This is a genomic window from Streptomyces hirsutus, from assembly GCF_001418415.1.
In the GTDB taxonomy this organism is placed as follows: Bacteria; Actinomycetota; Actinomycetes; order Streptomycetales; family Streptomycetaceae; genus Streptomyces; species Streptomyces hirsutus.
In genome coordinates, this window is the sequence record NZ_LIQT01000319.1 from 1 (window position 1) to 13,959 (window position 13,959).

The window sequence follows — 13,959 nt, forward strand, 5'->3', positions numbered from 1 at the left end:
GTTGATCTGGTTCGGGAAGTCCGACCGCCCGGTGGCCACGACCGCCGCGTACTTGTGCGCGATCTCCGGGTGCACCTCGGGCTCGGGGTTGGCCATGGCGAAGACGAAGGCGCCCTCGGCCATCGACGCCACCGCCGACTCCGGGACCGTACCGCCGGAGACACCGATGAAGACGTCGGCCCCGGCCAGCGCGTCCTCGAGCGATCCGGACAGGCCCGCCTTGTTGGTGAACGCCGCCAGTTCGCGCTTGATCGGCGTGAGGTCCTCGCGGTCCCGCGAGACGACGCCCTTGCGGTCGGCCACCGCGACATCGCCGATGCCGGCCTCGACCAGCATCTTCGCGATGGCGACACCGGCCGCGCCCGCGCCCGAGATCACGGCCCGCAGCTCGCCCAGGGTCCGTCCGCTAAGCCGCGCCGCGTTCCGCAGCGCCGCCAGCGACACGATCGCGGTGCCGTGCTGGTCGTCGTGGAAGACCGGGATGTCCAGCCGCTCCTGGAGCCGCTGTTCGATCTCGAAGCACCGGGGCGCCGAGATGTCCTCCAGGTTCACGCCGCCGAAGGACGGGGCGAGCCGGACCACGGTCTCGATGATCTCGTCCACGTCGGTGCAGTTCAGGGCGAGCGGAACCGCGTCCACGCCGCCGAACTGCTTGAAGAGGATGGCCTTGCCCTCCATCACCGGGAGGGACGCCTCGGGGCCGATGTCACCGAGCCCCAGCACGGCCGTACCGTCGGTGACGACGGCGACGACCGAGGACTTCCAGGTGTAGTCGTGGACGAGGTCCGGCTGCTCGGCGATCGCGCTGCACACTTTCGCGACGCCGGGCGTGTACGCCAGGGACAGGTCGTCCCGGTCACGGAGCGGCACGGTGGCCTGCACAGCCATCTTGCCGCCGCGGTGCAGCGCGAATGCCGGGTCGAAGGACTCGAGGGGCTCCGCCCCGCCGTCCTGCTCGGTATGACCGGTCCGGCCTTCGCTGTCGCTGCGAGGATTCACAATCTCCGCTGCCACTTGGTTGTACCCCTTAATCGATCATGGTTTGAGGGTTGCCGCTCCGGGTGAGGAGCGGGCGGGACCGCGCAGGGCCCGGTGGGGTGATGCGTCGGGCTCGGACGCGACGGGCGCGCCGCACACGCGCCCTGATCCCCGGATGAGGGGTGTAAAGCACCTTCTTACCGGACCGACGCCTTCGGCGACGAGTCCATAACGCAAAGGTCACATGCGGATGCCAGGACCCATCGACCAATTTCAGGACAAGGCCTGGACAAACACTCGACAAGTGCTCGAGGTCCGGCAAGTCCGGCGGCCGACCGCCCCATACCCCACCGACGACCGGAGATCTTCCGGCCGTAATGGCATACTCCCGCAGGCTGTCCGGCCATGGTGGAGCGGACGAGTGCGGTTCGAGCGTCACCTGTTATCCGATTTTGACATGGCTGGCCCACTGGACGGCGCAGTCCGAATGGCAAGATGCGGTAATCACACGAGGTCGCGACACTCGAAGACGTGTGCTTCCGTCGACCTGCGGCACTGCCGAGCCCCCTCGGCAGTGGCCGACCCCATCGGCATCCCACCCTTCCGCCGGAGGAACCACCATGACCGCACGTATCACCCGTCGCTCCCTCGCCGCCAAGTCCCGACTGGCGGCGGTAGGCGCGATCGCGGTCGCAGGCTCCCTGCTCGTCACCGGCTGCGGTGACCAGACCAAGGACAACGGCTCGGACAGCAGTGGCACCGCGGCCGGCAGCACCGCCCCGCTCGCCGACAAGCTGCCCAAGTCGATACGCGACAAGGGCGTCATCAAGGTCGGTTCGGACATCGCGTACGCCCCGGTCGAGTTCAAGGACGACTCCGGCAAGACGGTCGGCATCGACCCGGACATCGCGAACGCCATGGGCAAGGAGCTCGGCGTGAAGTTCGAGTTCCAGAACGGCACGTTCGACGCCCTCATAGGCGGTCTGGCGTCCAAGCGCTACGACATAGCGATGTCGGCCATGACCGACACCAAGGAGCGGCAGGAGGGCATCGACTCCGACACCGGCAAGAAGGTCGGCGCCGGTGTCGACTTCGTCGACTACTTCACCGCGGGCGTCTCGCTCTACACCAACAAGGGCGACGACCAGGGCATCAAGACCTGGGACGACCTGTGCGGCAAGACCATGGCGGTCCAGCGCAACACCTTCTCCCACGACCTCGCCAAGGACCAGGCGAAGAAGTGCGTGGAGGACGGCAAGAAGACGCTGAAGATCGAGGACTTCGCGACCAACCCCGAGGCCGAGACCCGGATGCGCTCCAAGGGCGCGAACGTCGTCTCCGCCGACTTCCCGATCGCCGCGTACTCCGTGAAGAACTCCGGCGGTGGCAAGTACTTCGAGATCGTCGGCGACCAGGTCGAGGCGGGCCCGTACGGCATCGCCGTCGCCAAGGACAGCACCGAACTGCGCGACGCCCTGCAGGCGGCCCTCCAGGCGGTCATCGACAGCGGTGAGTACAAGAAGATCGTCGAGAAGTGGGGCGTCGAAGACGGCGCGATCACCGAGGCCAAGATCAACGGCGGCTCCTGAACCGGCTTGTTCGACGTGGCTCTGAAAGGCTCCATTCGTGACTGCTGACGTCAACAAGACGGCCGGCCCCGACGCGACGCCCCCCGCCGGGCCGGAGGCCATCAAGGCCGTTCCGGTCCGGCACCCGGGGCGGTACGTGTCCGCGGCCGTCGCACTCGCCCTTCTGGGCTCGGTCGTCTACGCCTTCGCGCAAGGCAAGATCAACTGGGGTGCGATCCCCGAGTACTTCTTCGACGACCGCATCCTCGACGGTGTCGTGAACACCCTGCTGCTCACGGTGCTGTCGATGGTGATCGGCATCGCCGGCGGCATCCTGCTCGCCGTGATGCGCCTGTCGAAGAACCCGGTGACGTCGTCGATCGCGTGGTTCTACATCTGGTTCTTCCGCGGCACGCCGGTCCTGGTCCAGCTCTTCGTCTGGTTCAACCTGGGCCTGGTGTTCGAGTACATCAGCCTGGGCCCGGTCTACAAGGACTACTGGTCGTCCTTCATGACGCCGCTGCTGACGGCGCTGCTCGGCCTGGGGCTCAACGAGGCCGCCTACATGGCCGAGATCTGCCGCGCCGGCCTGCTCTCGGTCGACGAGGGCCAGACCGAGGCCTCGCACGCCCTGGGCATGAGCCACACCAAGACGCTCCGCCGGATCGTCATCCCGCAGGCGATGCGCGTCATCGTGCCGCCGACCGGCAACGAAGTGATCAACATGCTGAAGACGACCTCGCTCGTCTCGGCGGTGCAGTTCTACGACCTCTTCAAGGAGGCGCAGGACATCGGTCAGAACGCGGGCTCGACGGTGGAGATGTACTTCCTGGCCGCCGCCTGGTACCTGATCATGACCTCGATCCTGAGCGTCGGGCAGTACTACGTCGAGCGGTACTACGCTCGCGGTTCGAGCCGTTCCCTGCCTCCGACGCCGCTGCAGCGCTTCAAGGCCGCGGTGCTTCCCACCCGCCGCCCGAAGGGAGTCGCGGTATGAACCAGTCCTCCCCCGCCATGGTCAAGGCCGAGGGCGTCCACAAGTCCTTCGGCCCCGTGGAGGTCCTCAAGGGCATCGACCTGGAGGTGAAGTCCGGCGAGGTGTTCTGCCTCATCGGTCCCTCCGGCTCCGGCAAGTCCACCTTCCTGAGGTGTATCAACCACCTCGAGAAGGTCAACGCGGGACGTCTGTACGTCGACGGGGAGCTGGTCGGCTACCGCCAGAAGGGCGACAAGCTGTACGAGCTCAAGGACGGCGAGGTCGCACTGAAGCGCCGGGACATCGGTATGGTCTTCCAGCGCTTCAACCTGTTCCCGCACATGACGGCCGTCGAGAACGTCATGGAAGCACCGGTGCAGGTCAAGGGCGTGAGCAAGGCGCAGGCCCGGGAGCGCGCGGGGCAGCTGCTGGAGCGCGTGGGCCTGGCCGACAAGGCCAGGAGCTATCCCTCGCAGCTCTCCGGCGGCCAGCAGCAGCGGGTGGCGATCGCGCGGGCGCTCGCCATGGACCCGAAGCTGATGCTGTTCGACGAGCCGACCTCGGCCCTCGACCCGGAGCTGGTCGGTGACGTCCTCGACGTCATGCGCGACCTGGCCGAGTCGGGCATGACGATGGTCGTCGTCACCCACGAGATGGGCTTCGCCCGCGAGGTGGGCGACAGCCTGGTCTTCATGGACGGCGGCGTGGTGGTCGAGTCCGGCCTCCCTCGGGACGTGCTGACCGACCCGCAGCACGAGCGGACGAAGTCGTTCCTTTCCAAGGTGCTCTGACACCGCGCGGGACGCACCGCACTCATGGGGCAGGGGCGGCACGGATGACCTCCGTGCCGCCCCTGCCCCATGAGTGCGGCCGGCCTCACTTCAGCGCGAGCAGCAGGGTGTCCGAGGGTGAGCACCACACGGGGCGGGCTTCGGCGAACCCCTTCTCGCGCAGCACCCGGGCCTGCCACGCGGCGGACGGCATGTCGCCGTCGGCGTGCTCGCCGTAGATCTCGAAGCGGCGGGCGGTGGGCTCGGCGAGGACGGGGTCCGCGGCCGCGGTCTTCCACCACTCGGCCCAGTCGAGGACGCCGTCCCGCTTGGCCTGATCCATGCGCGCGTGGCGCCGGGCACGCTCGGCCGCGTTGATCCGGGGGGTCGTCTCGTCGATCATGTGGTCCGCGTTCATGAAGACGCCGCCGGGGCGAACCAGCCGCGCGACCTGTCCGTAGAGATCCGCGAGGGGTTCGCTGTGCAGCCAGTGGAGGGCGGTCGCGGTCAGTACGGCGTCGTAGGAGTCGTGGGGAAGCCCGGCGGGCCAGTCGGGGTCCTTGAGGTCGGCCGTGACGAAGGAGACCCGCTCGTCGCCCGCGAAGGTGCCCTCGGCGATGGTGAGCAGCGCCGGGTCCAGGTCGACTCCGGTGCTGGTGGCGTCGGGGAACCGGGTGAGCAGCCGGGCGGTGATGGTCCCCGTGCCGCAGGCGAGGTCCAGGACGCGCGGGGAGGTGCCGACGACGGCCTCCACCATGTCGAGCATGACCCGGAACCGCTCCTCGCGGTCGGGCATGTACCACTCCTGCTGCCGGTCCCAGCTCTCCTGCCAGGTCTGCCAGTCGACCGTGGACGTACTGGTGTTCGCGGTCATCGTGAAACCCCTCCCGCATCGCGAAACGTAATACCCTTTAACCACGATCGCCTGTTACTTGATCGCGGGTACGACCATAGACTTCCGGAGTAAGGACTGCAAGTGGAACTGGCCTATTACTCGGACTACGCCGTGCGTCTCGTCAACACCGAGGAGCCCGCCCGGGGCACGGACACCCTGACCTCGGTGGAGGCCGTCCGCGGTCTGTTCGGCGCCAACCAGTCCGCGGCGCGGCGCGCGACCGAGGCGGACGTGACCCGGTTCCGTTCCGTCCGGGCCCGGTTGCGCGCGGTCTTCGAGGCGGCGGACGCGGGGGACGAGACGCTCGGCGTCGACCTGCTGAACTCGCTGCTGCTGGAGTTCCCGGTGAGCCCGCAGATCTCCGGGCACGACTTCCGTGACGACGACGGCCGCCCGCTGTGGCACATGCACCTGGCCGACCATCCGTCCAACGCGACCGCCGGCTACGCCGCCATCGCCGCGATGGGCCTGGCCTTCCACCTCACCCAGTACGGCGTGGACCGCCTCGGTCTGTGCGAGGCGCCGCCCTGCCGCAACGCCTATCTCGACACGTCGACCAATCGCTCCCGGCGCTACTGCTCGGACCGCTGCGCCACCCGCGCCAACGTGGCCGCCTACCGCGCCCGCAAACGCCTGGAGGCCGAGCGGGCGGAGAACACCGGCCGGGCCGCCGACAGCGCCCAGCCCACCACGGCCAGCGGCGACCGCTGATTCGGTGTGCGCGGCCGGTAGCGCAGGCGGACCCGGCCGAGCACCAGCTCGTCGGGCACCACCCCGTAGTCGGTGCTGTCACCGCCGGCGTACCGGTTGTCCCCCAGCACCCACCAGCCGCCCTCGCGCCGCTCGACGGCCCGTTTGACCACGAGCAGATCCTGCTGGAACGGGTGCCGCAGCACGATGACGCACCCCGGCCCGATCCGGGCCCCGTAGTGCACCAGGAGTCGGTCCCCGTGGCGCAGCGTGGGCACCATGGAGGGCCCCGTCACCTCGGCCACCCCGAAGGGCAGCGCCCCCGCACGCTCGGCATCCTGCGACAGCTCCGGCATCACCCGGCACCTCCCCGGTTCTTCCTCCACCAGTCCCAGTCTGACCCCGGACTTTTGTCCTAAGCCCCTGGGGGCACTCGCGAAATCCACTCCTCCACGGAGTAATGTCCCCTGTGAGAAGACGATCACGAGGAAGGACTGCTCCATGCTTTCCCGCCTGTTTGCCCCCAAGGTCAAGGTCAGCGCCCACTGCGACCTGCCCTGCGGCGTGTACGACCCGGCCCAGGCCCGCATCGAGGCAGAGTCGGTGAAGGCCGTCCAGGAGAAGATGGCCGGCAACGACGACCCTCACTTCCAGGCCCGCGCCACGGTCATCAAGGAGCAGCGCGCCGAACTGGCGAAGCACCATGTCTCCGTCCTGTGGAGCGACTACTTCAAGCCCCCGCACTTCGAGAAGTACCCGGAGCTGCACCAGCTGGTCAACGACACCCTGAAGGCCCTGTCGGCCGCCAAGGGCTCGACCGACCCGGCCACCGGCCAGAAGGCGCTGGACTACATCGCCCAGATCGACAAGATCTTCTGGGAGACGAAGAAGGCTTGATCTTCGATCATGCCGCTTGACCTGCGATTTCCTTGGTCGCCTGGTCTACCTGCCCGCACCCGGACCGCAGGCCGCCGAACACGGCGTCCATGACGGTCCGGGTGCGGTCTTCTTCCCCCGGCCACAGGTGGGCGTGGATCCGCAGCGTGATGACGGCGGACGCGTGGCCGAGAACGAGCTGCACCTGCTCGACGCCCGCTCCGCCGGCGATGAGGGCGGAGGCTACGCGGCCGACGCCGACGGACGCCTCGGCGGCCTGCTGGTCGTTCGGTCCGGCCGCGAGCCTCTCCGGCATCCCGTGGCCTTGGGCATTGCTGCGACGGGAGGTCGCATGACCCTCCGTCCTGCAGGGCCTAGGTCCGGTCGAGGACAGCCGGGACCCGGGCAGCGAGTTCCCTGAGGGGCTCACCGCTCAGCCGGCATACCCTCCACTCGTCCAGGAACTCCACGCCGAGCGACTTGTAGAAGTCGATCGCCGGCTCGTTCCAGGCCAGGACCCACCACTCGAAGCGCTCGTAGCCTCTCTGCTCGCAGAGCGCGGCCAGGGAGGCGAGCAACGCCTTGCCGTGTCCCCCTCCGCGGGCGGACGGGCGGACGTAGAGGTCCTCCAGGTGCATGCCACGTGTGCCGGTCCAGGTCGAGAAGTGGGGGAACCACAGGGCATAGCCCACGACCTCGCCCGTCCCGTCGTCCTCGGCGATCAGCGCGAAGGCGGCGGGATGTTCTCCGAACAGCGCCTCGCGGAGTTGCTCACCGGTCGCCCGGGCCTGTTCCCCAGCCCGTTCGTACTCGGCGAGTTCGCGGATCATCGCGCGGATCTCCGCGACGTCCTTCACAGTGGCGGCCCGGATCATGCCGGAAATCATCGGTCACGGTACCGAGCCGTGTCCATCCCCTTCCGCACCTCCCCGGCGGAGTGACCTCCACCGCCCGGGCTCGGGCCCGGGCCCGGACTCGGGCCCGGACTCGAGGGATGATCCGCAGAAGGCATCCACGGCCACCGAGTCCGGTACGACCGGGCCGTCGACCCACGGGGAAGATCGCCGCGGGTCTCCGGCCCGTCCTCCGCCCCGGAGACCAGGAAGGCCTGCCCGCCGGTCGAGCCGTGCCGACCCGCGCCGTCTCCTTCCACCGTCAGGTTCCCACCGGCTCATCGATAGCCTGCGGTGTCATGACGCGCGCGTGGACCCTGCCGGTGCTGCTGGTGCTCAGTGGCTCAGTCGTGGCGACTTCGCTCGCCCTCGAGGAGAGACCCGGCTCGGCCGTGGCACTCCTGCTGATGTTCGTTCTGATCGCGGGCGTGAACTCGCCGCTGGTCTTCCCGAGGTCGGTCGGCGCGCTGGAGGCGCAACGCCGCAGCGAGGCCGACGGCCGGCCGGTCGTCTTCTGGCGGCCGGGCTGCGCCTACTGCCTGCGCCTGCGCATCCGGTTGGGTCGCGGCGCCCGGCGGCTGCACTGGGTCGACATCTGGCGCGACCCCGCCGGCGCGGCAGCCGTGAGGGCCGCCGCCGACGGCAACGAGACCGTGCCCACGGTCGTCGTGGCAGGCCGGCCTCACGTCAACCCCGACCCCGAATGGGTACGGGAACAGCTCGCACGTTCCACGTGACCGGGAGCCGTTCCCGCCGGGTCGGGGTCAGCCCGGATCCGCTTCCGGCGCGGGGGCCGGACTTCCGGTGTGTTCGGGCCGGGGGGAATCGGCGCCTTCACGGCCGGGGTTCTTGTCGCAGTCCGGGTTGCCGCACGGCCCCGGGACCCAGGTCGGGACCCATGCGCCCAGCGTCTTGTGACGCCGGACGACCGTCTCCACTGGCTGTCCGCAGGAGGGACAGATCGATTCGTCGCTGCCCATAGCCCCCAGAGTAGGCCCGGCTCCGGTTCAGCGCTCCCTGCTGTACGTGCGCACCAGCACCCCGTTCTTGAACGTACGCACCGACTCGAGGGCGAACTCCGTCACCGAGAAGCCCGCCCCGAACATCGGCATGCCGGCGCCCTGCACGATCGGGTACGTCTTGATGACCAGCTCGTCGATCTCGTCGAGCAGCTCACCGGCGAGCACGGAGCCGCCGCACAGGTAGATGCCCAGCCCGCTGTCCTCGGCCTTCAGCTCCCGGACCCGACCCACCAGATCGTCGGCGATGATCTCGACGTTCGGGTCGGGCGACTCCTTCAGCGTGCGCGAGGCGACGTACTCGCGCAGGTGGGCGTACGGGCTGGTGATGCCGTCCTTCAGCACGATGTCGTAGCTGGCGCGGCCCTGGACGACCGTGTCGAACCGCCGGTTCGGCAGGTCGTCGATGCCGAGCGGGCGGCGGCCGTGGGTCGGGAGGGTCTCCGGGTATTCCGTCTTGAGGAACGTGAAGAACTCCTCGTCGACGAAGCGCATCATCGCCGACGCGTCGCCCTCCGGGTCCCCGATGAAGCCGTCGATGGAGCAGGCGATGAAGTAGGTGAGCTTTCGCAACGCGGTCTCTTTCCGTAGGCTGCCTCGTCCATGAACCACTTCAGTTGTAGTACTTCAGTTGTAGTGGTTGCAAGGGAGATACCGACGCGGGCCGGAAACCGAGGCAAGTGAGGAAAGGGATTCCGCATGGTCGCCAACCCTGAACGCCGTACGGCCCTGGTCGATGCCGGGGTCGAGGTGCTCGCCCGCGAAGGGGCCCGGGGACTGACGTTCCGCGCGGTGGACGCGCAGGCCGGGGTGCCGGTGGGGACCGCCTCCAACTACTTCGCGGGACGGGACGACCTGCTGCGCCAGATCGACTCCCGGCTGCACATACGGCTCGCGCCCGACCCCTCGGTCGTCGCCGAGCTGCTGACCCGGCCGCGGGACCGCGCGCTCGTCGCCGCGTTCATGCACGACCTGACAGCACGTGCGACCGGTGACCGCACGGGCTGGCTGGCCCTGCTGGAGATGCGGCTGGAGGCCACCCGGCGCCCCGGGCTGCTCGCCTCCTACACCGCCTCGGTCCGCGGCGACCTCGTGGAGGGCATGGAGTTCCAGCGGACCGCCGGGCTTCCGGGCGGCGACGAGACGGTGGCGGTGCTGTACCTGGCCATGCTCGGGCTGATCCTGGAGCACCTGACGCTGCCGGGTGTCCTGGACGGCGTACTGCCCGGGGTGAGCGTGCCGGACGGGCTCGTGGACCGGATCGTGGCGACGATCGTGCCGGAAACGGCCGAGACACCGGAAACGACCGAGCCGGCGGAGAAACGGGGTGCGGAACGGGCTCAGGGATAACGCGCGCCGGGCGGTTCCACGAGCCCTCCGACCGGGAGTGCGGCGGAAGGGGCAGGCGTGGCCTCTCCCGTCCCGCGTTCGGCTCCCGCGGGCCACACGATCTCCACGGGGATGCCCCGGGCTCGGGCATACGTCACCAAGTGGGCGGTGGCGTCAAAGCCGTTGGTCGGGGAGCCGTCCCAGACCGCCAGAAGCAGGCCGCTGGTGGCGATCATCCGCTCGTCCGCGCCGATGCAGGAATCCCGGTGGTTCGGGTCGTACGGCAGCAGCCGCGCCTGGTCGGCGAGGTTCAGCAGTTCACCGGCAGCCATCCGGTCGCGCCGGGGCGGCATGGCGGGGACGCCGTTGTGCGTGGGGATGACCACGACCAGGCGGCGGCCCGACGCACTCGCCGCCCGGCCGAACGCCAGCGGCGCTCCCGCACCGCAGCGCACCATGACCGACCCCGGCTCGACATGCCTCTCCAGTCGCTCCAGGCGCTTCAGTCGCTCCTGGAACGCGGACTCCACCAGCGCGAATGTGCGCGGGGTCAGATCGGCATGTCCGACCGCCGCGATCTCCCTGCCCGCCGCTCCGCCACCCGGCACCTGGTCGCCTGCCGCCCCGTTGTCGCGCGCCGTTGTGCTCATCTCGCCCCTGACAGTCCTCGCCTACCGGTCCTCGCGAGGGCCAGTGAAGCGGGGACGCGCACCGGCAGCCAGGGCCGAACGTCCCTGAGGCGAGAGGAAACCGACCCGATCGGGCGCGGGCAGGCGGGCAGGCGGGCAGGCTCAGCCGACCGTGGTCGGGCCCGCCCGGGCCCGGGCGGGACACCGACCGCGGTCACGGGGTGCGGGGCTCGCGCCACATCGGCCACATGCGGGGGCCGTCCGGGAGCTGCAGGGGCTCGCAGGCCTGGGCGAAACCGAGGCGTTCGTACAACAGGCGACTGCGCACACTGCTCGCCTCCAGATAGGCGGGCAGCCCCTCGCGGTCGCAGCGGTCGAGAACCGAACCGATGAGCGCGGTGCCGAGCCCTTCCCCCTGTCGGCCGGGCAGCACACCGATCATCCACAGGTACTCGTGGGCCCGCCCGGTGGGGTGGACGCCCGCCGTCAGCCGGCCGATCGTCTCCACCCGCTCGTTCTCCGGATCGACGGCCCGGCGTACCTGCGCCGGGCCCTCGTCGTCCGCCGGGTCCCCGGCGCCGTGGTCGTCCGCCGGCATCGACATCCACAGCGCGCACGCCGAACCGTCCTCCGTGACGTCGATGCGTCCCTCGGCGAGCACGATGTCGGTGAAGGCTCCCATCAGCCTGTGGTGCGTCGTACGGCGGTACTCCGTGCCCGGGAAGACCCAGCCACTGACCGGGTCGTCCTGGAACGCCTCGTCCAGGAGCCGGACCAGCAGCTCCCGGTCCTCGTCCCCAGCCGCCCGGATCGCCACACCCATGTCCGCCCCTCCGTATCAACCCTCGCCTACTGTAAGGGGGTTGACCCTATCGGGACGACGGTGGCCGACGGGAGAACGACTACGGCCGCTCATCAAAAACCCTCCCGCCCCTGCCGCGACAGGGGCAAGGACGGGAGGCCGCGGGACGGCCGGGCCCGCACACCGTGGGAAAGTGCGGGGCCCGCCGGACCGGGAGCACGGTGGCCGTACGGGGTCGGGGTCCCGCACGTCCCCGGCCCGGCGGCCCGGTGACCCGGCGGCCCGGGTCACCGGTCACCGGTCACCTAGGTGGTGCGCCGGGTCACGAACTCGGCGAGGGCCAGCAGCCCGTCCGCCGCTTCTGGGGCCGGCACCGCGCGGGCGAGTTCCTGCATCACCCGGGCCATGCGGTCGGCGGCCTGGGCCTGCGCCCAGTCGCGGCCGCCCGCCCGTTCCACGGTCAGGGCGATGTGCTCCAGGTCCTCCTCCGCATGCGGGGCCGCGTACAGCGCGGCGAGTTCGGACGCCGCCGGGGTGCCGGAGGTGAGCGCGGCGACCACCGGCAGGGACTTCTTGCGGGCGGCCAGATCCGCGCCGGCGGGCTTGCCGGTACGGCGCGGGTCTCCCCATATGCCGATCACGTCGTCGATCAGCTGGAAGGCCAGCCCCGCCTCACGGCCGAACGCGTCCAGTGCCGCCACGTCAGCCGCCCCGGCGTCCGCGTACAGCGCGCCGAGCGCGCAGGCGCAGCCGAGCAGCGCGCCCGTTTTCGCCTCGGCCATGGACAGCGTCTCGTCGAGGGTGACCTCGCCGGGAGCGCGCCCTTCCATGGCCGTGTCCACCTGTTGTCCCGCGCACAGTTCCACGACACAGTCCGCGAGCCGGGCCACCGCGGCCGGGGCCGACGGGTGTGTGTCCTCCGCGAGCAACCGCAGGGCGAGGGCGTGGAGGGCGTCCCCTGCGAGGATCGCGTCGGCGTCGCCGAAGACGGTCCATGCGGTGGGCCGGTGGCGCCGGGTGGTGTCCCGGTCCATCACGTCGTCGTGCAACAAGGTGAAGTTGTGCACCAGTTCCACCGCGGCGGCTGCCCGGACGGCCGTCGCCCGTGCCGCGGGGCCGCCCAGGGCGGAGGCCGCGGCGAGAACCAGTGCGGGGCGGATCGCCTTGCCGGAACCGCCGGTGGCCGGGGTCCCGTCCGCGTGCTCCCAGCCGAAGTGGTAGCGGGCGATCCTGCGCAGCGGGCCGGGCAGCGAGCCGATGGCGGCCCGGAGCACCGGGTCGACCTCGGCCCGTGCCCGCTCGAGCAGAATCGTCGCCTCATGAGCCTCGGTCGTCGCCTCGTGGCCCTCGACGGGAGGGTGCTCGTCCTCCGTCTCCGTCGTGAGCCCGGCCATGGACTCCGTCATGAACTCACCTCTGGACCCGTCTCGGAGGATGACCGGAGGTGGCGCTTCCGCCGGCGTCGCGCGCGTACCCCCAGGGTGTACCCGCCCGGATGGGCGGGGACACGGTGTGCGGGCCGAGAGATCCCGGAAGGTCACCGCCAGCGACCGATCTCGACGTTCTCCAGGACGCCGAGCGCGTCCGGCACCAGGACCGCGGCCGAGTAGTAGGCCGTGACCAGGTACTTGATGATGGCCTGTTCGTTGATGCCCATGAACCGCACGGAGAGGCTCGGCTCGATCTCGTCGGGGATGCCGGAGGCCCGCAGACCGATGACGCCCTGGTCCTCCTCACCGGTGCGCAGGGCGATGATGGAGGTCGTACGCTCTTCGGTGACCGGGATCTTGTTGCACGGGAAGATGGGCACGCCCCGCCAGGTGGGGATGCGGTTGCCCGCCATGTCGATGGTCTCCGGGACCAGCCCCCGCTTGTTGAGCTCGCGGCCGATGGCGGAGATCGCGCGCGGATGGGCGAGGAGCAGCTTGGTGCCACGCCGCCTGCTGAGCAGTTCGTCCAGGTCGTCGGGGGCGGGCACGCCGTCGTGCGGCTGGATCCGCTGGTCGTACTCGCAGTTGTGCAGCAGGCCGAAGCCGCGGTTGTTGACGAGTTCGTGCTCCTGGCGCTCCTTCAACGCCTCGACGGTCAGCCTGATCTGCTGCTCCGTCTGGTTCATGGGCTGGTTGTAGAGGTCGGCCACGCGTGAGTGGATGCGCAGCACGGTCTGGGCCACGCTCAGTTCGTACTCGCGGGGTTTGGCGTCGTAGTCGACGAAGGTGTGCGGGATGTCCGGCTCCCCGCTGTGGTCGGCCGCGAGGTCGATCTCCTTCTCGCCGTACTTGTTGGTGCGCTGGCTGGGGATGGATCGCTGCTGCAGGAGGTGCCCGCGCAGCGTCTCGGACCGCTCGGCGACCTGCTCGACGGCGTCACGCGGCAGCACGAGCACGGTGCAGGCGGTCAGGGTGCGGGTGGTGTATTCCCAGATGGCGCCCTCGTCCAGCAGCGCCTGGTCGCCGAAGTAGGCACCGTCGGCGAGGACTCCGAGGGACTCGTCGTCGCCGTAGGGGCCGGTGCCGACCTTCTCGACCCGGCCG

The 13,959-nt window shown here is 70.0% G+C and carries 16 protein-coding genes and 1 pseudogene; 7 read left to right on the top strand and 10 right to left on the bottom strand.

Features of this window, described 5'->3' with window-relative positions; genetic code table 11:
• The coding region (locus AOK11_RS23305; protein WP_055595694.1) for an NAD(P)-dependent malic enzyme at nucleotides 1–1,014 on the bottom strand (1,014 nt) is incomplete at its 3' end.
• 584 nt (nucleotides 1,015–1,598) lie between these two features.
• On the opposite strand from AOK11_RS23305, the gene AOK11_RS23310 reads away from it, so the two are divergent.
• From AOK11_RS23310 to AOK11_RS23320, 3 genes are read left to right on the top strand one after another with little or no spacing between them, the layout of a single operon-like run.
• The gene (locus tag AOK11_RS23310) at nucleotides 1,599–2,567 is read left to right on the top strand and encodes an ABC transporter substrate-binding protein (RefSeq protein ID WP_055595682.1); all 969 of its coding nucleotides are present in this window, start codon (nucleotides 1,599–1,601) and stop codon (nucleotides 2,565–2,567) included.
• 37 nt (nucleotides 2,568–2,604) lie between these two features.
• Nucleotides 2,605–3,543, top strand: a complete 939-nt coding sequence (locus AOK11_RS23315) for an amino acid ABC transporter permease (protein ID WP_055595683.1) — start codon at nucleotides 2,605–2,607, stop codon at nucleotides 3,541–3,543.
• A complete protein-coding gene (locus AOK11_RS23320; protein ID WP_055595684.1) occupies nucleotides 3,540–4,313 on the top strand; it encodes an amino acid ABC transporter ATP-binding protein in 774 nt (257 codons plus the stop codon). The genes AOK11_RS23315 and AOK11_RS23320 overlap by 4 nt, the downstream gene beginning before the upstream one ends.
• An 85-nt stretch (nucleotides 4,314–4,398) precedes the next feature.
• Here the strand turns inward: AOK11_RS23320 and AOK11_RS23325 are convergent, their stop codons facing one another.
• The gene (locus AOK11_RS23325; protein ID WP_055595685.1) at nucleotides 4,399–5,166 is read right to left on the bottom strand and encodes a class I SAM-dependent methyltransferase; all 768 of its coding nucleotides are present in this window, start codon (nucleotides 5,164–5,166) and stop codon (nucleotides 4,399–4,401) included.
• A gap of 102 nt (nucleotides 5,167–5,268) precedes the next feature.
• Between AOK11_RS23325 and AOK11_RS23330 the strand changes: the two genes are divergently transcribed.
• Nucleotides 5,269–5,898, top strand: coding sequence for a CGNR zinc finger domain-containing protein (locus tag AOK11_RS23330; protein ID WP_055595686.1), 630 nt, complete (start codon nucleotides 5,269–5,271; stop codon nucleotides 5,896–5,898).
• Here the strand turns inward: AOK11_RS23330 and sodX are convergent.
• Nucleotides 5,802–6,233: a nickel-type superoxide dismutase maturation protease gene (sodX, locus tag AOK11_RS23335; RefSeq protein ID WP_055595687.1), complete on the bottom strand. Its 432-nt coding sequence runs from the start codon at nucleotides 6,231–6,233 to the stop codon at nucleotides 5,802–5,804. The genes AOK11_RS23330 and sodX overlap by 97 nt on opposite strands.
• 145 nt (nucleotides 6,234–6,378) lie before the next feature.
• Here sodX and sodN point away from each other — a divergent pair, with 145 nt between their 5' ends.
• On the top strand, nucleotides 6,379–6,774 hold the full coding sequence (gene sodN, locus AOK11_RS23340; protein ID WP_003992892.1) for a superoxide dismutase, Ni: 396 nt from the start codon (nucleotides 6,379–6,381) through the stop codon (nucleotides 6,772–6,774).
• A gap of 7 nt (nucleotides 6,775–6,781) precedes the next feature.
• Here sodN and AOK11_RS23345 read toward each other — a convergent pair.
• Together AOK11_RS23345 and AOK11_RS23350 are read right to left on the bottom strand one after the other, a co-directional pair.
• Nucleotides 6,782–6,997 (bottom strand): annotated as a pseudogene (locus AOK11_RS23345) (tyrosine-type recombinase/integrase); the annotation flags it as partial.
• 130 nt (nucleotides 6,998–7,127) lie between these two features.
• Nucleotides 7,128–7,628: a GNAT family N-acetyltransferase gene (locus AOK11_RS23350; RefSeq protein ID WP_055595695.1), complete on the bottom strand. Its 501-nt coding sequence runs from the start codon at nucleotides 7,626–7,628 to the stop codon at nucleotides 7,128–7,130.
• A gap of 317 nt (nucleotides 7,629–7,945) precedes the next feature.
• On the opposite strand from AOK11_RS23350, the gene AOK11_RS23355 reads away from it, so the two are divergent.
• Entirely contained in the window at nucleotides 7,946–8,383 is a 438-nt protein-coding gene (locus AOK11_RS23355) for a glutaredoxin domain-containing protein (RefSeq protein WP_055595696.1), read from the top strand.
• 270 nt (nucleotides 8,384–8,653) lie between these two features.
• Here AOK11_RS23355 and AOK11_RS23360 read toward each other — a convergent pair whose 3' ends face one another.
• Nucleotides 8,654–9,238 (bottom strand): dihydrofolate reductase family protein, encoded by a 585-nt coding sequence (locus AOK11_RS23360; RefSeq protein WP_055595689.1) that lies wholly within the window; start codon nucleotides 9,236–9,238, stop codon nucleotides 8,654–8,656.
• A 126-nt stretch (nucleotides 9,239–9,364) separates the two neighbouring features.
• Between AOK11_RS23360 and AOK11_RS23365 the strand changes: the two genes are divergently transcribed.
• Nucleotides 9,365–10,015: a TetR/AcrR family transcriptional regulator gene (locus tag AOK11_RS23365; RefSeq protein ID WP_055595690.1), complete on the top strand. Its 651-nt coding sequence runs from the start codon at nucleotides 9,365–9,367 to the stop codon at nucleotides 10,013–10,015.
• Here the strand turns inward: AOK11_RS23365 and AOK11_RS23370 are convergent.
• From AOK11_RS23370 to AOK11_RS23385, 4 genes are all read right to left on the bottom strand, one after another.
• Nucleotides 10,006–10,644: a hypothetical protein gene (locus AOK11_RS23370; protein ID WP_240497460.1), complete on the bottom strand. Its 639-nt coding sequence runs from the start codon at nucleotides 10,642–10,644 to the stop codon at nucleotides 10,006–10,008. The genes AOK11_RS23365 and AOK11_RS23370 overlap by 10 nt on opposite strands.
• A gap of 193 nt (nucleotides 10,645–10,837) precedes the next feature.
• A complete protein-coding gene (locus tag AOK11_RS23375; RefSeq protein ID WP_055595691.1) occupies nucleotides 10,838–11,446 on the bottom strand; it encodes a GNAT family N-acetyltransferase in 609 nt (202 codons plus the stop codon).
• 284 nt (nucleotides 11,447–11,730) lie between these two features.
• Nucleotides 11,731–12,819 (bottom strand): family 2 encapsulin nanocompartment cargo protein polyprenyl transferase, encoded by a 1,089-nt coding sequence (locus tag AOK11_RS23380; RefSeq protein ID WP_206188907.1) that lies wholly within the window; start codon nucleotides 12,817–12,819, stop codon nucleotides 11,731–11,733.
• Nucleotides 12,820–12,962: 143 nt separating this feature from the next.
• Nucleotides 12,963–13,959 (bottom strand): family 2B encapsulin nanocompartment shell protein (locus AOK11_RS23385; protein WP_055595693.1); only part of this gene is annotated, 997 nt, incomplete at its 5' end.